Source organism: Myxococcus sp. CA040A (genome assembly GCF_013336725.1).
In the GTDB taxonomy this organism is placed as follows: domain Bacteria; phylum Myxococcota; class Myxococcia; order Myxococcales; family Myxococcaceae; genus Myxococcus; species Myxococcus llanfairpwllgwyngyllgogerychwyrndrobwllllantysiliogogogochensis.
This window is the reverse complement of record NZ_JABUMR010000004.1, coordinates 233,142-253,751: the sequence shown is the minus strand read 5'-3', so window position 1 is coordinate 253,751 and position 20,610 is coordinate 233,142. Positions and strand designations below refer to the sequence as shown.

Annotated in this window: 22 protein-coding genes; 13 read left to right on the top strand and 9 right to left on the bottom strand. The window is 68.9% G+C overall.

What is annotated here, in order from left to right; translation table 11 throughout:
- Window positions 1-2: 2 nt before the first annotated feature.
- The 4 genes from HUA75_RS18175 (at window position 3) to HUA75_RS18160 (ending at window position 3,379) form a co-directional block, all read left to right on the top strand.
- Window positions 3-644, top strand: coding sequence for a hypothetical protein (locus tag HUA75_RS18175; RefSeq protein WP_174487127.1), 642 nt, complete (start codon window positions 3-5; stop codon window positions 642-644).
- On the top strand, window positions 616-2,340 hold the full coding sequence (locus HUA75_RS18170; protein ID WP_174487126.1) for a hypothetical protein: 1,725 nt from the start codon (window positions 616-618) through the stop codon (window positions 2,338-2,340). The genes HUA75_RS18175 and HUA75_RS18170 overlap by 29 nt, the downstream gene beginning before the upstream one ends.
- Complete coding sequence (locus tag HUA75_RS18165) at window positions 2,337-2,753, top strand: MerC domain-containing protein (protein ID WP_174487125.1); 417 nt, start codon at window positions 2,337-2,339, stop codon at window positions 2,751-2,753. The genes HUA75_RS18170 and HUA75_RS18165 overlap by 4 nt, the downstream gene beginning before the upstream one ends.
- 77 nt (window positions 2,754-2,830) lie before the next feature.
- On the top strand, window positions 2,831-3,379 hold the full coding sequence (locus tag HUA75_RS18160; protein ID WP_141644948.1) for an isochorismatase family protein: 549 nt from the start codon (window positions 2,831-2,833) through the stop codon (window positions 3,377-3,379).
- A 3-nt stretch (window positions 3,380-3,382) separates the two neighbouring features.
- Here HUA75_RS18160 and HUA75_RS18155 read toward each other — a convergent pair whose 3' ends face one another.
- The 7 genes from HUA75_RS18155 to HUA75_RS18125 all read right to left on the bottom strand — a co-directional run bounded on the left by HUA75_RS18155 (window position 3,383) and on the right by HUA75_RS18125 (window position 10,307).
- Window positions 3,383-4,867, bottom strand: a complete 1,485-nt coding sequence (locus HUA75_RS18155; RefSeq protein ID WP_174487124.1) for a hypothetical protein — start codon at window positions 4,865-4,867, stop codon at window positions 3,383-3,385.
- Between the two features lie 105 nt (window positions 4,868-4,972).
- On the bottom strand, window positions 4,973-5,848 hold the full coding sequence (locus HUA75_RS18150) for a metal ABC transporter permease (protein WP_141644946.1): 876 nt from the start codon (window positions 5,846-5,848) through the stop codon (window positions 4,973-4,975).
- A complete protein-coding gene (locus HUA75_RS18145) occupies window positions 5,829-6,650 on the bottom strand; it encodes a metal ABC transporter ATP-binding protein (RefSeq protein ID WP_174462333.1) in 822 nt (273 codons plus the stop codon). The genes HUA75_RS18150 and HUA75_RS18145 overlap by 20 nt, the downstream gene beginning before the upstream one ends.
- Window positions 6,637-7,494, bottom strand: coding sequence for a hypothetical protein (locus tag HUA75_RS18140; protein ID WP_174487123.1), 858 nt, complete (start codon window positions 7,492-7,494; stop codon window positions 6,637-6,639). Before HUA75_RS18140 ends, HUA75_RS18145 begins: the two co-directional genes overlap by 14 nt.
- A gap of 3 nt (window positions 7,495-7,497) precedes the next feature.
- Window positions 7,498-8,424 carry a metal ABC transporter substrate-binding protein gene (locus HUA75_RS18135; protein ID WP_141644944.1) on the bottom strand — a complete coding sequence of 309 codons (927 nt, stop codon included), beginning with the start codon at window positions 8,422-8,424 and terminating at the stop codon, window positions 7,498-7,500.
- A gap of 25 nt (window positions 8,425-8,449) precedes the next feature.
- Window positions 8,450-9,802, bottom strand: coding sequence for a zinc-regulated TonB-dependent outer membrane receptor (locus HUA75_RS18130; protein ID WP_141644943.1), 1,353 nt, complete (start codon window positions 9,800-9,802; stop codon window positions 8,450-8,452).
- Between the two features lie 79 nt (window positions 9,803-9,881).
- Window positions 9,882-10,307, bottom strand: a complete 426-nt coding sequence (locus tag HUA75_RS18125; RefSeq protein ID WP_141644942.1) for a hypothetical protein — start codon at window positions 10,305-10,307, stop codon at window positions 9,882-9,884.
- Between the two features lie 138 nt (window positions 10,308-10,445).
- Between HUA75_RS18125 and HUA75_RS18120 the strand changes: the two genes are divergently transcribed.
- The 6 genes from HUA75_RS18120 to HUA75_RS18095 all read left to right on the top strand — a co-directional run bounded on the left by HUA75_RS18120 (window position 10,446) and on the right by HUA75_RS18095 (window position 16,588).
- On the top strand, window positions 10,446-10,802 hold the full coding sequence (locus HUA75_RS18120) for a Rieske 2Fe-2S domain-containing protein (protein WP_141644941.1): 357 nt from the start codon (window positions 10,446-10,448) through the stop codon (window positions 10,800-10,802).
- Window positions 10,803-10,891: 89 nt separating this feature from the next.
- Complete coding sequence (folE, locus tag HUA75_RS18115) at window positions 10,892-11,449, top strand: GTP cyclohydrolase I (protein ID WP_217440203.1); 558 nt, start codon at window positions 10,892-10,894, stop codon at window positions 11,447-11,449.
- Window positions 11,446-12,876 (top strand): FAD-binding oxidoreductase, encoded by a 1,431-nt coding sequence (locus HUA75_RS18110; RefSeq protein WP_174487122.1) that lies wholly within the window; start codon window positions 11,446-11,448, stop codon window positions 12,874-12,876. Before folE ends, HUA75_RS18110 begins: the two co-directional genes overlap by 4 nt.
- A gap of 220 nt (window positions 12,877-13,096) precedes the next feature.
- Window positions 13,097-13,834, top strand: a complete 738-nt coding sequence (locus HUA75_RS18105; protein WP_141644938.1) for an RNA polymerase sigma factor RpoD/SigA — start codon at window positions 13,097-13,099, stop codon at window positions 13,832-13,834.
- Window positions 13,835-13,982: 148 nt separating this feature from the next.
- Entirely contained in the window at window positions 13,983-14,723 is a 741-nt protein-coding gene (locus tag HUA75_RS18100; protein ID WP_141644937.1) for a tetratricopeptide repeat protein, read from the top strand.
- Window positions 14,720-16,588, top strand: a complete 1,869-nt coding sequence (locus HUA75_RS18095; protein ID WP_141644936.1) for a long-chain fatty acid--CoA ligase — start codon at window positions 14,720-14,722, stop codon at window positions 16,586-16,588. Before HUA75_RS18100 ends, HUA75_RS18095 begins: the two co-directional genes overlap by 4 nt.
- A gap of 159 nt (window positions 16,589-16,747) precedes the next feature.
- On the opposite strand, the gene tatA is transcribed toward HUA75_RS18095, so the two are convergent.
- Window positions 16,748-16,975 carry a twin-arginine translocase TatA/TatE family subunit gene (gene tatA, locus HUA75_RS18090; RefSeq protein ID WP_371746135.1) on the bottom strand — a complete coding sequence of 76 codons (228 nt, stop codon included), beginning with the start codon at window positions 16,973-16,975 and terminating at the stop codon, window positions 16,748-16,750.
- Window positions 16,976-17,063: 88 nt separating this feature from the next.
- A complete protein-coding gene (locus tag HUA75_RS18085) occupies window positions 17,064-18,065 on the bottom strand; it encodes a sensor histidine kinase KdpD (RefSeq protein WP_217441823.1) in 1,002 nt (333 codons plus the stop codon).
- A gap of 223 nt (window positions 18,066-18,288) precedes the next feature.
- On the opposite strand from HUA75_RS18085, the gene HUA75_RS18080 reads away from it, so the two are divergent.
- The 3 genes from HUA75_RS18080 (at window position 18,289) to HUA75_RS18070 (ending at window position 20,391) form a co-directional block, all read left to right on the top strand.
- Entirely contained in the window at window positions 18,289-18,657 is a 369-nt protein-coding gene (locus tag HUA75_RS18080; protein WP_174455191.1) for a response regulator, read from the top strand.
- Between the two features lie 103 nt (window positions 18,658-18,760).
- Window positions 18,761-19,087, top strand: coding sequence for an SCP2 sterol-binding domain-containing protein (locus HUA75_RS18075; protein WP_141644934.1), 327 nt, complete (start codon window positions 18,761-18,763; stop codon window positions 19,085-19,087).
- 131 nt (window positions 19,088-19,218) lie between these two features.
- Window positions 19,219-20,391, top strand: coding sequence for a CaiB/BaiF CoA-transferase family protein (locus HUA75_RS18070; protein ID WP_174487121.1), 1,173 nt, complete (start codon window positions 19,219-19,221; stop codon window positions 20,389-20,391).
- Window positions 20,392-20,610 lie beyond the last annotated feature (219 nt).

Sequence of the window (20,610 nt, the reverse complement as noted above, 5' to 3'; positions counted from 1 at the left end):
GCATGTCCATCGCCGAAGCCCTACCGATTCTTCCTCACGACGTCCTTCGGGACGCGGACCGGTTGTTCGACGTCACCTTGTGGTGTCTCGGGCAGGACGTGCTCTGCCCGGAGGGCAACCTCCTCATGCGTCGTGGCCTCGTCCGCCACGCGCGGCCCGAAGGGGTGGAAGGTCAAAGCGCGTACTCCGTCGCGTTGCCGGACGGAGGTCGTCTGTCGCTGTGGGGCTTCGGCGCGTTGTGCGAGTGCGGTCAGGCCGTCTTCGTCCCACGGGACGGCTTCACCCCTCGCTGGCTGGAGCGTGCCCCGTCGGGTCCGACGTACCAGGCCTGTGAGCTGGGCACGTGGCGCGCTCCCGCCACCGTGGAGGAGCGACGCGAGGTCCGTCGGAGTCTGGCGGGGCTCGCCGAGTGGTTCGCCGGGCACGAAGACTGGGTGACCCGGGAAGTGGGACTCGAATGGAGGCGCGCCTGTGTCGCGGCTCGACGCAAGGCGCCCGCTGTTCCACCGGAGACGCTGGCAGCCGCGTGGTGGCGGCTCGGCACGCGCATCCGCTCACTGGATTTGGGTTTCAACGCCTGTGGCGCCTCGGCTTCCGGGGCACTGGGAGGACATCATGCTGTCGCGACTGCTTCGCAACGATGAGCCATCCGTCTACGTCCAGGCCGCTTGGGAGGACGTCGCGGATGAGGCGCTTCCTCGACCGCCGCTTCGCGAGGGGCTGGGCACATCTCACCTGAAAGTGAGCACGCGCGTGCCGCTGGCGCAGGCCTACTTCGATCAGGGCTTGAGCCTGCTGCACCTGGGCTGGGGCCCGGAGGCGCGTCGCTCCTTCGCGGAGGCGGCCCGGCTGGACCCGGAGCTGGCCATGGCGTGGTGGGGCCTGGCGCTGACGCGGGGGCCTGGAGCGCGCTTCGCCGCTGCCCGGGCCGACGCGATGGCCCGAGCGCTCGCGTTGAGCGAAGGGCTGCCGGATGTCGAACAGCGCTACATCGTCGCGGCCAGCCTGCTCGCGGAGAAGGGACCGTCGAACGGGCGCCACGCCTTCGTGCGGGAGATGGAGAGCCTGGTCGACCGCTATCCGGAGGACTCCGAGGCGCGGCTGTTGCTGGCCGGCTTCCTGGCGGATGGCTACGAGCCGGATGGGCGTCCCGGCCAGGGGCAGCCCTATGCGCAGGTGATGCTGCGCGAGCTGCTGCGCACGAACCCCGACCACTCCGGCGTCCACTTCGCCTGGGTCTGCACCATGCTCCCGAGCGCCCGGCCCGAAGCGGCGCGGGAGAGCGCACTGCGGCTGCCGAAGCTCGCGCCCGGAGCCAGCTTCGCGCTGCTGGCCTCGGGACGACTGCTGGGCCGGCTGGGCGAGACGGATGCCGCCTACCGCGTGCTGGAGGCCGCGGTGGAGGCGGATGACGTGTACCTCGCGAGGGAGTCGCTGCCCGCTGTCTTCGCGCCTTGCGCGGAGCTGGCCATGCGGCTGCTGAGCCAGGGCTGCGCGGAAGCAGGGCGGTACAGTGACGCGCAGACATGGGCGCGGCGGCTGCGTCAGCGCGTGGAGTCGGCCGGAGGCGAGCCGCAGGCGCTGCTGTTCGCGGCGACCACGCTGGTGGCCACGCACCTGCGCTTCGGATTCTGTCGAGCGGCGGCGGATGTGCAGCTGGAGTTCGCCGGCGAGCTCACCACCGCCGAGCGTGTCCTTCGCGATGGTGTCCGACTGTATACGCGGGGCATCAACGCGCTGGATGGGGGACGGCTGTCGGACGTGGAGCGTGCATGCGTGGCGCTCGAGCAGTTGCAGCCATCGCTGTCCGAGGTGCGGCGCTCGGAGGGACGCGCGCTGTGCCCTCGCGATGTCGCGCGGGTGCTGGAGGTGGCGGAGAACGAGCTGCGTGGCTCGCTGGAGGCACGGCGGGGAGATGGAGGCCGCGCGGAGGCCACATTGATTCGAGCGTGGCGCATGGAGCGCCGGCTTCGCGCGTCGGGGCCCGCGCCGTTCTCCCGCCCCGCGCGAGAGACGCTGGCGAGAGCCCGGCTGCGCGGTGAGCGCGAGGAGAAGGCGCTGGAGCTGGCCCGGGCCCTGGTGGTTGAGCGACCGGGTTGCGGTCACTTCCGTCTGCTCCTGGCCGAGGCGCGGGCGGCCCTGGGAGACAGGGTCCTGGCGGTGCAGGACTTCAATTCCTTCCTCGACCGGTGGCGTGACGCGGACGCGCACCTGCCGGAGCTGCGGCGCGCGCGGACGTATGTCGACGGGCGTGGCCGCATCCTGCGACTGGTCCACACGACCGAGGCTCCGTTCCCGGTGCCTCCTGATTTCCGCCCGTTGGAGAAGGTGTCCTGTTGAGCTCCTTGGAACGAAGTCTCTCCGCGCCCTCGCGTTGGGATGGGGTGGGGCAGCTGCTCTCCGCGCTGTGTGTCGTCCACTGCGTGGTGCTCCCCGCCGTGCTCGGGCTCGTGCCCGCGGCGGCGGCGCGGTGGTTGGGCGGGGAGGGGACGCATCAATGGTTGTTCGCGCTGGTGTTGCTGGGCGCGCTCGCGGCCTTCATCCCGGGATGGAGGCTGCATCGGCGTAGGGTGGTGCCCGTGCTCGCCGGAGGTGGGCTGGCCCTGCTGGGCGCGGGGGCGTTCCTGGTCCCCGAGGGCGCGGGCGAGCGGTGGGAGATGGGGCTCACCCTGGGAGGCGGGTTGTTGATGGCCGTGGCGCATGGGCGCAACCGGGCCCTGTGTCGCGAGTGTTGCCCGCCCGAAGCCGGCTGAGCGAAAGCGTCGAGCCAAGGGCGTCCGATGCGCCCGCCGCTTGACGGGCCGGAGTCGTTCGCGCGAGGAGAGGGGGCATGCCCACCTTCCGTCTCACGCAGGACCAGGCCGCGTTGCTCGTCGTGGACATCCAGGAGCGCCTGTGCGCGGCCATGGACCGCGACGCGCTGGACCGGATGCTCGCGCGCACCAGCGCCGCCGTCGAAGGCGCCCGGGCGCTCGGCCTCCCCGTCATCATCACCGAGCAGTATCCCCAGGGCCTGGGGCCCACGCACTCGCTGCTGCGGCTGAAGCTCGGGAGCTTCAAGGCGGTGGAGAAGCTGGAGTTCAGCGCCGCCGTGCCGGACGTGCTCGCGCAACTGGGGACGCGCAAGCAGGTGCTGGTGGCCGGCATGGAGACGCACATCTGCGTCTTCCAAACGGTGCGCGATTTCGCGGAGCGTGGCTTCACGCCGGTGTTGCTGGCGGACGCGGTGCTGTCACGCTCGACGGAGGACCGGCGCGTGGGCCTGGACCTGTGCCGCGATGCCGGAGCGACGGTGGCCACGGTGGAGGCGGCGCTGTTCGACTTGCTCGGGCGCGCGGGCACGCCCGAGTTCAAGAAGGTCTCCACCGCGGTCCGTTGACGCCTAGAACATCGGAGGCTTGTCTCCATCCCGCAGCGGCGGCAGCGGGGGGCGAATGGGAAGCGGCGCCTCCTGCTGCTTGGAGATGGCGGGGAGGGACGGCGTCAGCGCTCCGACATAGAGCATGCCGTGGGTACCCTCGGGCGTCGGCGTGGCGAAGGACGTGATGAACGGCGACATGCCGGGGTGTGCCGCAACCCTGCCCGACGGTGTCGAGCCGATGAGCCCGCACTGAAGCTTCCCTTCGCGGTCCAGGTCGCAACCCCAGCGCGTCCCCTGGGCGTAGCTCATCTCCAGAACGACGAGGCGTGGGGACTTCAAGAGATGCGCCATGGGCGTGAAGTCCTGGTCCCAGGGGGTGCCGGTGACGGTGCGCGTATGCGTGTTGCCGGCGAGGATGACCTGGACTTCGAACTGTTGTGTCTCGCGGCGCTGGTTCCAGAAGGCGGCCTGCTGAGCGTCGCGTTTGCTTCCGCCAGCCAGGTCCGTGTCATACGCCAGGAGCGTCACGCTCAAGCCCGTCATGCGCAGAGCGCGGACGCGGTCGATGAGGTCCATGATGGCGCGGCTGCTGCGTCCATCCTGGTAGGGCCGCTGCCAGAAGCGCCCCTCTAGCAGCGCATCCTGGTCCGCGGGAGCGCCCGGGCTCGCGAGGTAGCGGTCCACTCGTTCCTGCTCGGAGCGGGGAATGGACAACCCCAGTGCGACGGGCAGCCCTGCCTCGGCGACCTGACACACCAGCTCTCCCACCACCGAGGGGGCTTCACGAGAGCCGAGCTGTTCTCCCACCAGCAGCGTCAGTCCGAGGTCCAGCACCTCCGGAAGCCCACGCATGGCCTCGCCACAGGGGCTCGCTTCGGCGGCCTCCTGCTTCCACCTCGTGAGGTAGAAGTCCGAGTCGCGCACGGCCTTGGGGCGCGGCTCCTCTCGCACGTTGCCGCTCACCACCTCCAACGACGGGGTCGACTCCAGTCGCAGCGTCAACTCCCGCTCGAGGTCCAGGTCTCGCGTGCCGTTCGTCAGCGTGCGCAACTCGATGCGTTCGCTCCGCGCATTTCGGAGTGGTGGCCCCTGGTCGTTGAAGGGGCTCGAGTCGTGGACATAGTAGTTGTACTCGATCCGCCACCAGTTGGCCTTGTGGTTGACGTCGTTGCCCATGGCGTTGAAGTTCATCCGGAAGATGCGGACGACGGATTGTCGCGGGGCCACGGAGAGGCCTGTCACCACGAAGCGCGTGTAGCGGTCATTCCCCGTGTCGCCCCTGTCCTGGGTCTTCCACTTCGTGAGGAACTGGGTGGGGTCCGTCGTCTCCTCGATGGCGTAGCCTCGGGAGGCGAGCAACTGCCGGGTGGCGGCCAGCGCTTCCTCCAGGGGCTTCTGGAAGACGTGCTCGAACTTCGGCGTCTCGGGCTCCGTGGTGCGTGGGCCATGCACGCAACCCATGCTCGCCATCCAGAGCAGACACAGCCACCAGCCTCGCTGCCTCATGCGCACCCCCTCGGGAAATCCATCGTCGAGATGAAGGGGGAACGGATGTCACTCAGGCACATATCTGCGCGCCGGGGAATGTCGCTCACCCGGCGCGGTTGCTGCTCACTTGGCTCCGCGCTGGGCCAGTTGGATGAGTGCGCGCGCACCCATGGCCAGTCCCACCAGCATCGCCGCGACCACCGTCTGCGAGCCACCCACTGGGAAGTCGAAGAAGTAGGCGAACATGTAGCCGCCCACGCCGGAGACGATGCCCGCGAGCGTGGCCACGAAGAACGTCCAGGGCAGCCGCAAATCCAACATCAGCGCGGCGATGGCGGACAGCGTGGAGAAGGCGAACACCGGCAGCGCGCCGAGGGCTCGGGCACACACGCCGACCATGACGCCGATGGACACCATCAGCACGCCGTCCAACAGGCGGACGGGCAGGCCCTGCACCAGCGCGCCGATGCGGTCGAAGCTCGCGAAGGTGATGCCCCGGTACCACCAGAGGTGGATGACCATGACGAGGATGCTGGCGATGGCCACGGTGCGCAGTTGCTCGGGTGTCACCAGCACGGCGGTGCCGAAGAGGATGCCCTGGATGTCGTGGGACTCCTGGGCGATGCGGTCACCCACCAGCACGGCCGCGCCGCCGGACAGCGCGTAGGCGAGGCCCAGCAGGCTCTCTCGCGTCAGCCGCAGCTTCGTGGGGTCCATCATCAACAGCAGCGTCGCCAGGAGCGCGAGCGCGGTGGCGCCGATGACGGGCTCCACCTCGAAGCCCAGGTGGATGCCCATGTAGAACGCCAGCGCCACGCCCAGGCCGGCGGACTGGGCCACCGCGGCGCTGACGAACACCATGCGCCGCAGCACCACGTAGACGCTCAGGAAGCCCAGCACGCCGCCGGCGAGGAGGGCGCACAGCAGCGGGTCCCGGAACAGCTCGAACCCCTCGACGAACTGCTGCCACTGGGACGGTTCAGCGAGCATCGGATCCACGGTGGGGTCCCTCGGGGGCGCGGTGGCAGTACTCGTCGCCGTACTGACGACGGAAGGCGGGGTGGCAGAACACGGTGCGCGCGTCGCCCACGACGAAGGCGGAGGTCTCCCGGTCCACGAAGAGCAGCACGTCCGCGTGCTCGGCGGCGACTTCCAGGTCGTGGCACACCACCACCACGCCCAGTCCTCGCTGCCGCGCGAGCATGCACAGCCGCTGCATCGTCTCGCGTTCAGCCACCGCGTCCATCGCGGCCGTCGGCTCGTCGAGCAGCACCATGTCCGCCTCGGTGGCGATGAGTCGGGCCAGGAGCGTGCGTTGCTTCTGTCCCTCGGAGAGTTCGCGATAGGGCCTGTTCGCGATGGCCTTGGCGCCGGCAGTCTCCAGCGCGACCTCCACGGCGGCCCGGTCCGCCTTGCGCGCGAAGGGCCACAGGAAGCTCCAGTTGCGCAGCCGGCCCCAGGCGGTCAGCTCCCAGGCCCGTAGCGGCAGCAGCGAGTCGATGCTGGATGTCTGTGGCACGTAGGCGCTGCGCATCTCCGGATGGCCCCGGGTAATGGCGCCCGACACCGGGTCGATCATCCCCAGCAGCGTCTTGAACCACGTGCTCTTGCCGGAGCCGTTGCGGCCCACCACCGCGACGAACTGGCCCCGGCGGATGACCATGTTGATGGGCGGCAGCATGGCCTTGTCGTTGTAGCCGATGACCAGCTCGGTGCAGGTGAGCAGCGGCTCGCCGAGCGTGAAGCTCGGCGGCACCGCGTGGGTTGCGGCCTCGGGACTCACGGGCTCATCGGTCTTCACGTCGCACCTCCGCCTCGGGCTTCAGGGCCGCGAGCTCTTCCAGCAGGGCCTTGCGCGCCGCCTCGTTGGCGACAGTGCCCAGGTCCAGCACGCCGTCCGCGCCGGGAGTCAATGTGGCCCAGTCCAGTCCGTCGAACACGGTGGGCGGAACCTCGAGCGCCAGCGCCAGCTTCACGCGCGGCTCGTGCTCCCGGTCCGACGGCACGTCCACCTCGCCCGTCAGCGTGAAGAGCGGCGTGGCCTCCTCGCCCTCCGCGCCGTCCTCGGACACCACGGTCATCCGGAAGGCCGTTTCCTGGAGCCTCGGCGTGGCGCGCGAGTCGCGCACCGTGCCCGTCAGCGTCACCGACGTCACTTCCCAGACACCTCGGGACACGGTGGTGCGGGGCAGCTCGCAGTCAGGCTCACACTCCACCGGAGTGGCCGCGGGGGTCAGCAGGTTCAGCTCGCCATCCACATGGAGCGCGGCGACGAGCGTGGAGGAGGAGCCACCTCCACCGAGCTCCGCCTCGATGTCCTCGTAGTCCACGAGCCCGCCGCTGTCGCTGTGGCAGTGCCCGTTGTGGCACAGGCTGTAACCCGGTGGCGGATTGGCGGGGTCGAACGTCGTCGGCCCTCCGCCTTCCGCGCCCCCCACCAACTCCACATGGGAGATGCCCAGCGCGGCCGAGCCCAGGCTCACCTGATAGTCCGACGCGAGGCGCTGGAAGCCATTGCCCGCGTCACGCGACGCCACGGGGACGTAGCGCGCGGTGACGGTGGGCTCCAGCACCGCGAAGCCCTCGCCCGAGTCCAGCGCGCAGCCGGACAGGAGCAACACGGGGAGCAGCAGTCGAGTCCTCATGACTCAGCCTCCCTTCCCAGGGGTGAGCGCCTTCTCCAGGTTGCCCACCAGCTCGTTGATGTGCTGGACGTACGTCTCACCCGAGCGGAAGTCCGTGCCGCCGTGGAGGACGACGACTGGCGCTGGAATCATGCCCGCGACCATCTTCGCCTCCCGGTCGTTGTAGTAGCTCTCGATGAGCACCATGCGGGCCTTGCGCTGCCGAGCCAGCACGAGGACGCCTGCCACGTGGGACGGGTTGGGAGGGATGCCCGGCTTGGGCTCGAGGAACGCGATGGGCTCGAAGCCCAGCCAGTCCGCGAGGTACGGCGTCGTCCGGTGGAACGCGACGATGGGCGCACCGCGAAGGCCCGCGAGGCGCTTCTCCCAGCCGACGCGCGCGGCATCCAGCTCGGCGGTCAGCTTCGCGGCGTTGGCGCGGTACGTCGCCGCGTTCTTCGCGTCGAGCTGCGCGAGTCGCTCGGCGATACCGCGAGCCACCGCCGCGCCCTGTCGCGGGTCATAGAGATAGTGGGGGTTGCCTCCGGGGTGGACGTCGCCCTCGCTGCGGTCCACCTTGGTGGCGGGGACCTCCAGCAACCGGACGAACTGCGAGGCATTGAGGAAGCCGGGGTTGCCCACCTGGATGCGCGGGTTGCGCGAGCCGGTCTGGAGGTTGGGCAACCAGCCGATCTCCAGGTCGAGCCCCACGGAGATGAGCAGGTCCGCGTTGCGCAGCGCGAGCGCGAGGCTGGGCTTCGCGTCCACGCGGTGCGGGTCCTGGCTTCCCAGCGCCATGGACTGCACCTGGACCAGGTCTCCGCCCACCGCCTTGGTCAGCGCGGCGAGGTCCGGAAGGGTGGTGACGACATTGACGGCCGCGCGAGCGGGCGCGGCGGCGAAGAGGCAGAGGGCGGCGCACAGGGCCGCGACGAAACGAAAGTGGCGCATGGGGCAGGGCTCCCGTGAAAGAGGTTTAGAACGCATGAGCGCCGTGGGCGCCCGTCACCAGTTCGAGCGCGAGGAAGACGGAGTAGTCCGCCTCGTCGCGCCAACGTGCCCGGTCTCTGGCGGCCTGCACCCGCAGGCGGGAGAACTCGGTGGGCCAGAAGGTGAGGTTGGCGGAGATCCGGTCCCGGTTCTTGGTCCACTCCGGGTCCAGCGGATCCAACGCCACCGCGCCGCCTTCACCCTTCGCCGGTGTTCCGAACTCATAGCGCGCGGCGGCGGCCCAGCGCTGCGAGAAGCGCCACGCGAGCTGGGCGTAGGTGTTGATGTCCGTCAGCACGTCATCGGGCACCTGGCGTCGGCGGTAGAGGGCCTCCACCTGGAGGGTGACGAGCGTGTTGCTGGCCTCGGTGATGGGGCGGTAGCGCAGGTACACGTCGGTGCCGAAGACATCCGTGCGGTTGCGATAGCCGGTGGGATTGGGGCCCGTGGCGCCGGACAGTCCCCACAGCAGGGACAGGTCGTCCGACAGCGCGAAGAACTGCTTCAGGACGCCCGTGGCCTGGAGGTCCAGCGGCGAGAGGACGCGGTCATTCGATGCGCCCAGGAAGCTGCGCGCGGTGGCCTCGCCCGTGGCATCGGTGAGGCTGCCGGTCAGCTCCACGTACCAGGGCAGGGGCGTCAGCCAGGACAGCTCCACGCCCAGGCCCCGGTTGCCCTCCGCGCCGAAGACGCGGCTCATGGCGAACGGTTGATCCACGAAGTCCCACGCGTGCGGGTGCGTGGCATTCAGGCGGCCAAAGCGCGTGAGGAACTGGCCCGCACGCACCTGGAGGCTGCCGGGAAGGGCCAGCGTGGTGCCGTAGGCCTCTTCGATTTCGACGCCGAACTGGCTGTAGACGATGTTCGCGTCGAAGCGGAAGTACGGGTCCACCACCGAGCCGATGGACAGCTCCAGCTGCTGGAGGTTGAAGCCGTTGCGCGTGGGGTCATGCGCGCCGCCCTGGAGCGGCTCCTTCGACGTGAAGGCCGCCGCGGCGAGATCCAGGATGAAGCTCATGTCCAGGAAGTTGGTGCCGCTCGTCCCTCCGGGAATCGACAGCGGCAGGCCGCCTCCGGGCGTGGGGTCCGGCGCGGAGGACGTGCCGGCGGGCACACCTTGCTGGGTGTCGCCACCGAAGGCCTTCTCGATTTCGGCCATCTCCTCGGGCGTGAGGCCCGCGGGGACTTCATCGGGCGTTCCCGCGTCGGGCTCGGGCACACCCGCATCGGGCGAGAGAGGGGGTTGGTTTTCCTGGGCCGCGGCGGTGGCCGTGGACAACAGGGCTGCGATGGACACGGCGATGAACGCGCCGTGCGGACGACGTGAGACGGATGACACCGGGAATGCTCCTCGAAACTGGACGCGCGCGTGCGCACACGCCCCACTCCATGACCTGACCACTCCTGCTGGACGCGACTCAGGCGTGCGCGGGTGGTGAGGACTTGGGCGCGGTGTCGAGGACGGAGAGCGGGGGAGCGACGTGGGGTGGCGCGGTGGCGGGACGGCTGACCGCGAGCCGGGCCAGGGCCCAGGATGACGGCGAGGAGAAGAACAGCTCGTCGCGCGAGCCCGACGTCAGGAGCGGGCAGGTCTCATGGGTCAGCCGCGTCGAGTCGGTGTTCGACGAGGGGAGGGCGGACAACTGCGCCAGCTTCTCGGGAGCCAGCCGAGCCTGAATCGAGCCCGTGCCCCGGGCTGTCTCCTCGAAGGTCTGGTGCTCGGGGCAGAAGCGGTGGGCGTGCTCGTCCCGGACGTGGAGCAGGGCCCCCAGCGGCTGCAACGCCCACAGCGCGACGAGCAACGTCGCGATGCCACGGGCGAAGGTATGGGCGCGCTGGATCATCGGAATGAAGGAGGCACAGGTGCTCTACTGACGGCACCAGGGCGAGTCAAGGCAGGCTAGCACGGCGGTGGGACGTACACCTCTGTCACCGCATTCACCGGGATGGACGACGGCTCGCGGGGCGTTGGAGACACCTGTATGGACGAAGGACAACCGGACGGACGATACATTCCGGTGGCTCGGCTCACCGCGTTGGACGCACGGGGTCGCGCCGTGGTCCAGGTGGGAGACACCCGGGTGGCGCTCGTCCGTGTGGACGGGCGCCTCCATGCGCTGGCCGACACCTGTCCCCATCGCGGCGGCTCGCTGGCCGAGGGGGACCTGGACGGCCACCTGCTGCATTGCCCGCTGCATGCCTGGCCCTTCGATGTGCGGACGGGGCGCTGCCCCTGGCGTCCCGACGCGAGCGTCCGCATCTACGAAGTCCGTGTGCGAGGTGACGAGATCCTCGTCGCGGCATCGGATAGCGTCGGCTTCCCTGAACGCCCCTTGTAGGAGCCCCTTCCCCCGTGACTTCGTCCAAAGCTCGCACTCGCAAGGCCCCCGTCCCGAGTCCCCTGGTCAGCCTGCCGGACCCCGCCGCCATGGCTCGCGCGGTGGAGGCCTTCCTGCACGCCGCCGGACTGCCCCTGGGGGATGCGAACCTGGTGGACACTCCGCAGCGCGTGGCCGACGCCTGGAGCCGTGAGTTCCTGGATGGCTACGCCAAGACGCCCGAGGAGGTGCTGGGCAAGACGTTCCCCACGCCGAAGGGTTCGTCGCGCGAGCTCGTGGTCGTGACGAACCTGCGCTTCGTCTCCATGTGTCCGCACCATCTGTTGCCGGTGACGGGCCGCGTGCATGTCGCGTATGTGCCGGGCAAGCGGATGGCCGGCTTCGGCAGGCTGTCCGCGCTGGTGGACTGCTTCGCGCACCGGCTCATCCTCCAGGAAGACCTGGCCCGCGAGGTGTCCAGCGCCCTGGCCCGCGTGCTGGGCAGCCCCGCCACCGCCTGCATCATCGAAGCAGAGCAGGCGTGCTTGCGCATGCGAGGCGCCCAGCAGCACGACGCCATCACCCACGCGGAGGCGTACGAGGGCGAGCTGCGGCGAGACGGCTCGCTTCGTCGTGAGCTGTGGGCCCGGCTGGGGGCTCGGCGATGAGTGGCCCGTCCGCGCGGACAGACCGCGTGGATGCCGAGCGCGTGGCGCGGGTGTGTGAAGCCCTGACGAGCGTCCTCGAGCAAGGGCAGCTGCGGCGCGACGCGGACACGCTCGCGGCCTACGGGCGGGACGAGTCCGACAGCGGCGTGTTCCCTCCGGATGTCGTGGTGTTTCCGGAGACCACCGCGCAGGTGTCGGCCGTCTTCAAGGCCTGCGTGGCGCACGGCGTGCCCTTCACGCCCTGTGGCGCGCGCAGTGGCAAGAGCGGTGGCTCGCTGCCCCTGAATGGTGGCGTGGCGGTGAGCCTGGAGCGGATGAACCGCATCCACTCCATCTCCGCGGAGGACCTCACGGCGGTGGTGGGGCCCGGCGTGGTGACGGGCGACTTGATGAAGGCCGTGGAAGCGCAGGGCCTCTTCTATCCACCGGATCCGAACTCCTGGGAGTTCTGCACGCTGGGCGGCAACGTCGCGGAGAACGCGGGGGGCCCTCGCGCGCTCAAGTACGGCGTCACGCGCGACTACGTCATCGGCCTGGAGTGGGTGCTTCCGGACGGAGAAGTCCTGCGGGTCGGCCGCCGCACCATCAAGGGCGTCGCGGGTTATGACCTCGTCGGCCTCTTCGTGGGTTCCGAAGGCACCTTGGGCGTGGCGACCGAAATCACCCTGCAGCTCATTCCGCTGCCACGAAAAGTCCTGACCGCCCTCGTCGTCTTTCCGTCCGTGCTGGACGCCGCGCGCGGAGTCTCCGCCGTGCTCGCCGCGGGCATCCTCCCGCGCTGCCTGGAGCTCATCGACGACGTGGCCCTGCGCGCCGTGGACGGCCGAGGCTTCCAGTTTCCCGCGGGCGCCGGCTCGGTCGTCATCGCCGAGGTCGACGGCCACGGTGAAGAAGGTCTGTTGGAGGAACTGTCGCGGCTCGGCGACATCTGCGCACAGCAGGGCGCCACCCAGACGCTCGTCGCGCGGGATGAGGGGCAGCGAGAGAAGCTGTGGGCCGTGCGGCGGGCCATTTCGCCGGCGCTGCGCGCGCTGAAGCCTCACAAGATTTCGGAGGACATCGTCGTCCCGCGCTCAAAAATTCCCGAAATCATCCAGCGACTGAAATCGATGGGCGCCGAGCTGGGACTCACCGTGGCCACCTATGGCCACGCGGGCGACGGAAACCTCCACGCCAACATCCTCTATGAGGGGCCGCACCAGCGTGGCCTGGTGGACGAAGCCCTGCGCCGCATGTTGGTGATGACGGTGGAACTGGGCGGCACGATCACAGGCGAGCATGGTGTGGGCCTCGCGAAGCGGGAATTTCTCGCGCTCGAACAAGGACCCGCGCTGCTCGACCTCCAGCGGCGGCTCAAGTCCTTCTTCGACCCATCAGGGTTGCTCAATCCGCAGAAAATCTTCCCCGCGCTCAAGCGTTCTACGTGAGTAGCCGTAGCGTGACCATCGCCGAGGGATAACCGCGCTCCTCAACCTTGCAAGTCAGCGGAAGCGCGAGCCTCTCGTCCGCCACGGGACGACGGTCGACAGTCGAAACGACTTTCGGCGATGGAATGAGAAACCCTTTCGCTCGTTGGGCGTCCTAGATGCAGGTGGACGCGAGTCGGCGGGGACAGCGCGTCCGGCATCGAACGGAGGACGGGAAATCATGGCCAACTCGACGAAGTTTGCGGCGGAGGGCCTGTCGCAATACCTGCGTCACCTGGGGGGACATCACCAACTGACGCGCGAGCAGGAGTACGAGCTCGCACGTCGTGCTCGCAAGGGCGACGAGTCCGCGCGACAGACGCTCGCGACCTCCAATCTGGCCTTCGTTGTCGCCGTGGCGAAGAAGTTCGCCAATCGCGGCGCGCGCCTGGATGACCTCATCCAGGAAGGCAACGTGGGCTTGATGAAGGCGATTGAGCACTTCGACCCGAAGAAGAACGTGCGCTTCGCGACGTATGCGGTGTGGTGGATTCGCGCCTACATCACCCGCTACCTGAAGGACAACCGCAGCCAGGTCCGTGGCGGAGAGGCCGAGCGGGGCAGCATGGTGGACTTCTCGCTCGACGCCTCCATCGACGAGGAAGGGGAGACCACCTTCCTGGACCGCCTGGAGGACAACGGGCCGTCGCCCCAGGACGTGTTCCTCTCGAATGAGCAGGACACCGAAATCCACGACGCGCTCACCAAGGTCCGCAAGCGCATTGGCGACCTGGGTTGGGACATCCTCACGGAGCGGCTGACGCAGGACAAGCCGCTGACGCTGGAGGAACTGGGACAGCGGTGGGGCGTATCGCGCGAGCGCGTGCGCCAGGTGGAGCTCAAGACGAAGACGTTCCTGGAGCGCTACCTGTCCGCCTTCAACGAGAACGAGGAGCAGGCCGCGGCCGACGCTGCCTGAGCCGACCTTCTCCCCACCTGGGGAGATACGCGGACTGAGCGGGACTGGCGGGGTCTTCCACCCTTGCCGGCCCCGCTCTTGTTTTTTGCCGGAAAGGCTGTCTGCGTGGTTTGCGTGCGGCCGAGCGTGCGTGCTAAGCCCACCGCCCATGCGCCTGATTTTACTTGCCTTGTGCCTGCTCGTTGCCGGTTCGGCACGGGCGGCCGACGCCGAGGTGTGGGCCCGCCTGGATGCTCTGCACGCCAGTCGCGCGGACGCCGCGGCGGTGAAGGAGCTGGAGGCGGAGCTCAAGAAGGCGTTGACGGCGACGCCGGACGACTTCGAGCTGGTGTGGCGTCAGGCCCGGCTCCTCCAGTGGCAGGCGGACGGGGCGGGCAACGAGAAGCTCAAGAAGGTGCTCGGGCGGCAGACGTGGGACGTCTCCGAGAAGGCCATCAAGCTGGCCCCCGCCCGCGTGGAGGGCCACTACTACGCGGCGACGGGTATCGGCGCCTACTCTCAAGCAGTAGGCGTCATGAAGGCGCTGGGTGAGGGGCTGGAGGGCAAGTTCAACGAGCGCGTGGACACGGCCATCAAGATTGATCCGACCTTCAACTGGAGCGCGCCGCTCCTCGTGAAGGGTCGCTACTTCTACGAGCTGCCCTGGCCGAAGCGGGATCTGAAGAAGTCGGCGGAGTATTACGAGAAGGCCATCAAGAAGCACCCGGAGATGCTGCGCGCGCATTACTTCCTCGCCGAGACGCTCCTCAAGGACGACAAGGCCAAGGAGGCGCGTGACGCCATCCAGAAGGTGAAGCAGGGAAGCGTCGCGTATGACCCTCCGGAGGGTCAGCGCATCCAGGAGTGGGCGAAGAAGGTCGAAGCCGACATCGAGGAGGAGCTCAAGTGAGAGCAGAGAATCAGGTAGCACCTTCGGCTTCGGCGGCCGGAGCGCAAGAGGGAAACCTGGTCCAGTTGCTGATCCAGCGCGCGCAGAACGCCTCCAAGGCGGGTGTGACGCACAAGAAGGACGGCCGCTGGCAGGACGTGACGTTCGGACAGGTGCTGGACGACGTGAAGGCGTTGTCCGCGGGCCTGGTGGCCCAGGGCGTAAAGCCCGGAGACCGGGTGGCGCTGTTCGCCAACACCAGCCTCCAGTGGATTGTCGCGGACCTGGCCATCACCGCGGCGCAGGCCATCACCGTGCCCATCTACTCGTCCAACCTTCCGGACGAGTTCCGCTATGTCATCAAGCACTCGGAGACGTCGTTCGTCCTCGTGGACAACGACGAGAAGGATGCGAAGCAGGTGGGGCGGCTGACGCGCGTCCGGCAGAAGCTGGCCGAGTGTCCCACCGTCACCAAGGTCATCGTCTTCGACGGTCCCGTGGCGGGCGGCCAGGAGGTCGCCCTGGCGGAGGTCATGGCCCAGGGCCGCGAGGCGCACCAGGCCAACCCTGGCGCCTTCGAGGAGCGGGTGGCGTCCGTGAAGTCCGAGGACACCAACTGCCTCATCTACACCTCTGGCACCACGGGTGATCCGAAGGGCGCCATCCTCACCCACGGCAACTGGACGTACCAGGCGCACGCGGTGCAGGCCATCGGCATGATGGAGCCGTCTGACGCCGTCATGCTGTTCCTGCCGCTGGCGCACGTCTTCGCCCAGGTGGTGAAGGCGGCGTGGCTGAGCATGGGCTTCCGCCTCATCATCGCGGAGTCGGTGGACAAGCTGATGGCGAACATCGTGGAGACGCGTCCCACGGTGCTGCCGTCGGTGCCCCGCGTCTTCGAGAAGGTCTACAACACGGTGGTGTCCAACGGCACGTCGGCTCCGGGCCTCAAGGGCCGGCTGACGCGCTGGGCCTTCAAGCTCTTCGACGAGTACGTCGATGCGATGCAGCAGGGCCGGCCGTACGACACGCTCGGCTTCACGCTGGCGAAGAAGCTGGTGTTCACCAAGGTGCGGGCCACGCTGGACGAGAAGCTGGGCGGCAACATGCGCCTGTTCGTCTCCGGTGGCGCGCCGCTGTCGCGCAAGATTGGCTACTTCTTCGACCTGCTGGGCTTCAAGGTCGTGGAGGGCTACGGCCTGACGGAGACGGCGGCTCCCACCAACGCCAACCGTCCGAACAAGATCAAGATTGGCACCGTCGGTCCCGCGCTGCCGGGCACCGAGGCGAAGATCGCCGCGGATGGCGAGGTGCTCGTGCGTGGCCCCTGCATCATGAAGGGCTACTACAAGAACGACACGGCCACGGCCGAGGTGCTGGAGAAGGACGGCTGGTTCCACACCGGTGACATCGGCGAGCTGGATGCCGACGGCTACCTGCGCATCACCGACCGCAAGAAGGACATCATCGTCACGGCGGGCGGCAAGAACGTGGCGCCTCAGAACATCGAGAACACGCTGAAGACCTTCCCACTGCTGAGCCAGGCCATGGTGTACGGCGACAAGCGCCCGTACCTCGTGGCGCTCATCACCGTGGCGGAAGACTCCGCGCGCAAGCTGCTCGAGGAGAAGGGCGCCCCGGTGGGCAGCTACGCGGACAACGCGAAGCGGCCGGAGATCCACGCCGCCGTGAAGGCGGTGCTGGACAAGATGAACGCGGATTCGCCGCCGTACGCCACCATCAAGCGCTTCACGGTGATGCCCGCGGACTTCACCCAGGAGTCCGGCGAGCTGACGCCCACCCTGAAGGTCAAGCGCAAGGTCTGCAGCACGAAGTACAAGGCGCAGATCGACGCCATGTACGACAACGTCGCCGTCATCGACTGAGCATTCGGCCGCTCGCCCCCAGTGCTGTCGACTGGGGGCGTGTCGCCCCGCTGGGACAGGGGGCGGACAGGCCAGGTGGCTGAAACGTCAACGCCCGCTCGGCCCCAAGAAGACGGGGTGGAGCGGGCGTCGTGCTTTCCGGGAGGTGCCCGGAGCGGATTACGCGTGGCTGCTGGGCGTGGTGGACTTCACGTCCTTGTCCACGTTGCCGCCGCCGGCGAGCGTGCCGGTGCCCTTCTTGTCGGCGCCCGGCGTACCCGTCTCTTCTTCACCGCCAAAGCCGCGCTTGAAGTTGCGAATCGCGCTGCCCAGGGACGAGCCGAGCTGCGGCAGCCGCGTGGCCCCGAAGAGGAGCAGCAGCACAAACAGGATGAGAAGAAGTTCCATCGGCTTCAGCCCCAGCATCACGGCTCCTTCGCGAAATCGGCCGGAGCATAGCGGGGGGCGCCGTGGACCGCCAGCAAGAGCGGAGGCCTCATGCCTGGAGGGCCGCTGGAGTGCCGAGCATGGCCCCCGGAAGCGCGGTGAGGGTGATGAAGAGGGAGCTACCGGACGCATCCGTCTCCACGCCGACGCTTCCGCCGTGCGCCTCCACCTCCTGGCGGGCCAGGTAGATGCGCAGCGGGTCCTCCAGCTTCTTCTCGCGAAAGGCCCGCTCCTCGCGCCGGAACACGACGGAGGCGTCCTCGTCGGACAGGGGGACACCCTCCCGGCGCACCTCCACCCGCACCCTCGGGGCACCGGGGTGCACCCTCAGGTAGATGACCTCGCCGGGCTGGGAGCGGGAGAGCTGGTACAGGATGAAGGCCTCCACGGCGTGCTGGATTCGGGCTCCGTCCACGGCCACGTCGGGCGGAGCCACGCGGGGATCCAGGTCCAGTACGAGCGCCACATTGGCGGCGGTGGCCGCCGCGCGCTGGCGCTCCACGGCCGCGTCCAGCAGGGGGATGAGCGACTGGCGCTCCGGCTCGCAGGCGAGCGAGCCCAGGTCGGCCCTGCTCGAGTCGAAGAAGTCCTGCGAGAAGGACAGCGAGCGGTCCGCGTTGCGCAGGATGGTCTCCAGCCCGCGTTGCACCTTGGGCTCCAGCGGGACGCGGCCGTTGAGCAGCAGCGCGGCATAGGAGCGGATGTTGGCCAGGGAGCCGCGCAGGTCGTGCGAAGCCATGCCCAGGTAGCGCACCCTGCGGCGCGCATCCGACTCGTTCCAGCCCACCGGGAAGGTCCACAGGAGCCGCCCTCCGTCGCCCAGGGGCTCTTCTCCGGCGAGGACCACCTCATCTCCCCGCTCCCACACGCGCATGTCTCCCGCGCGACGCTGGAAGCCCGATGCGCCCAGGAGCGCCTCCACGGAGGTGGCGCCCGGTGGCAGCTCCTGGAGGCCCAGATGCTCGAGCAGCAACCCGCCCAGCAGGCGAGGGGGCCCCTGTGTGGGGACGAGGACGAGGCCAGGCGCTTCCGCCGTGCTGCCAGCTCCCATCTCCCCAGGGCTCCTCACGTTTTCCACCTCCTGTCCAGCAGGTCACGGAAAGGGTGGGGCGGCACTGTCGGTTTTGCAACGTGCATCCCCATCGTGTGCGGGGAGCGCACTTTCTTGCGCCGCTGGATGGGAGGATGGTGGAAGAATCCCCAGCGTCGCACCGAGGGAGACTGCCCTGACTCCGCCTAACACACAGCCTGATGGTGCTCCCGTCGTCCTCGTCGTGGATGACGACCCGGATATCCTCGAAGCCCTCTCCGAGATTCTGGAGGCCGAAGGCTTCGTCATTCGTCGTGCCCGCAACGGGAAGGAGGCGCTGGAGCGCCTCGAGCCGGAGCCTCCCCACCTCATCTTGTTGGACTTGATGATGCCGGTGATGGATGGCTGGGAGTTCGCCCAGCGCATGCGACAGAAGCCGCCCGCCGTGGCGGGAATCCCGCTCATCGTCCTCAGCGCGGACCGCAACGTGGGCAGCAAGGCCCAGGACATTGGCGCCGTGGGTCACCTGGCCAAGCCCTTCGAGCTGAACGACTTGCTGGACATGGTGCGCCGCTCGCTGAACCCGTCCACCGCGAGCAGCACCAGCGCGTGATGAACACCGCGCGTCGCGCTGCTTGACCTGTCAGGGGGGCGCCATTACGGTCCCCTCCACCCGTCTTGATTCTTCAATCAACGACCAGGCCAAGGAGCGCGTCATGACCGCGAAGGACATCATCGAGACCCAGATTCCGGAAGTTCTCCAGGCGAAGCCGGAGCTGGCGAAGGACATCAACGCCATCATCCACTTCGACATCTCCGGCGAGGGCGGCGGGAAGTGGACGCTGGACCTGACCAAGGCCGAGGGCTGGGTCTCCCCGGGCATCGAGGGCGCGTCCAAGATGACCATCCTGGTGAGCAACGAGGACTTCGTGAAGATCCGCGAGAAGAAGCTCAATGCCCAGATGGCGGCCATGCAGGGCAAGCTGAAGTTCAAGCCCATGGACATGGGCCTCGCGATGAAGCTCGCGAAGCTGCTGTCGTAGTTGCCTCGGAGCGTGAGGGTGGGCCCTGGTGCCGACCTTCGCTCCGATTCGCGCGGCGCGTTCCCACTCCGGGGGCGCGCCGCACGTCGTTTCAGGCCCCTCTCGTCTCGTTCGACTCCTGGAGAACCGCCATGTCTTCGCTGCCACTCACGGGTCTGCGCGTGCTGGACCTGTCGCGCCTGTTGCCCGGCCCCTATGCCACGTTGGTGCTCGCGGACCTGGGCGCCACGGTGGTGAAGGTGGAGGAGCCGGAGGGCGGCGACTATGTCCGGGCGATGCCACCCTCGCGCGACGACGTGGGGGCGCTGTTCTACGGCCTCAACCGGAACAAGCGGTCGCTCACCCTGAACCTCAAGACGCCCGAGGGGCGTGACGCGCTCAAGCGGCTGGCGCGCACGCATGACGTGCTCGTGGAGAGCTTCCGGCCGGGTGTCATGGACAAGCTGGGCGTGGGCGAGTCGGTGCTGCGGGCGGAGAACCCCCGGCTCATCTACTGCGCCATCTCCGGCTATGGGCAGACGGGGCCGGACCGGCTCAAGGCGGGGCACGACTTGAACTACGTGGCCCGTGCGGGCCTGCTGGGCTACGGCGGTGAGGCGGGTGGGGCTCCGGCCTTTCCCGGCGTGCAGATGGGCGACATCGGCGGCGGGAGTCTCTTCGCGCTGGTGGGCATCCTGGCGGCGCTGCACGAGCGCGAGCGCACGGGGAAGGGCCGCTTCGTTGACGTTTCCATGACGGATGGGGCCACCGCCTTCCTGCACATGCACCTGGCGGCCCGGCTCTTCATGGGCGAGCAGGGTGCGCCGCTCGAGCGTGGACGCGAGGCGCTCAATGGCGGGTACGCGTGCTACGGCCTGTACCGCACGGCGGATGACCGGTGGCTGGCCGTGGGGGCGCTGGAGCCCAAGTTCTTCGCGGGAGTGTGTCAGCGGCTGGGGCGCCCGGAGTTGCTCGACGACGCGTACACGCCGGGCGAGGACGGGGCGCGGGTGAAGGCGGAGCTGACGCGCTTGTTCGCGGAGCAGCCGCTGGCGTACTGGGCGGAGAAGTTCGCGGGCTCGGACCTGTGCGTGGAGCCGGTGGCGGAAGGGGACGAGGTGCTGGCCGATGCGCAGCTTCGTGCTCGCGGCCTCTTCGTCGAGGCGGAGGATGCTCGACTGGGTCGCAAGGTGACGCATCTGCTGACGCCGCTGCGCATGGGGCCAACGCCGCTGCGCGAGCCTCCCGCGCTGGGCCAGCATTCTCGCGAGGTGCTCGCGGAAGCGGGCTTCACGAAGGAGGAGATGGCGCGCCTGGGCGTGTGACGCGGCGGACGCCTCGCGCGGCCTTGAGGTGCTGGTGCTGCGGGCGCCTCGTGTCCGCTCGAGGAGCAGGCGCGCCTGGGCGTGCGACGCGGCGGACGTCCCGTGCGGCCTTGATGCGCTGGTGCGGCGGGCGCCTCGTGCGGCCTTGAGGTGTTGCGGGCGCCTCGTGCCCGCTCGAGGAACAGGCGCACCCGGGCGTGTGACGCGGCGGACGCCTCG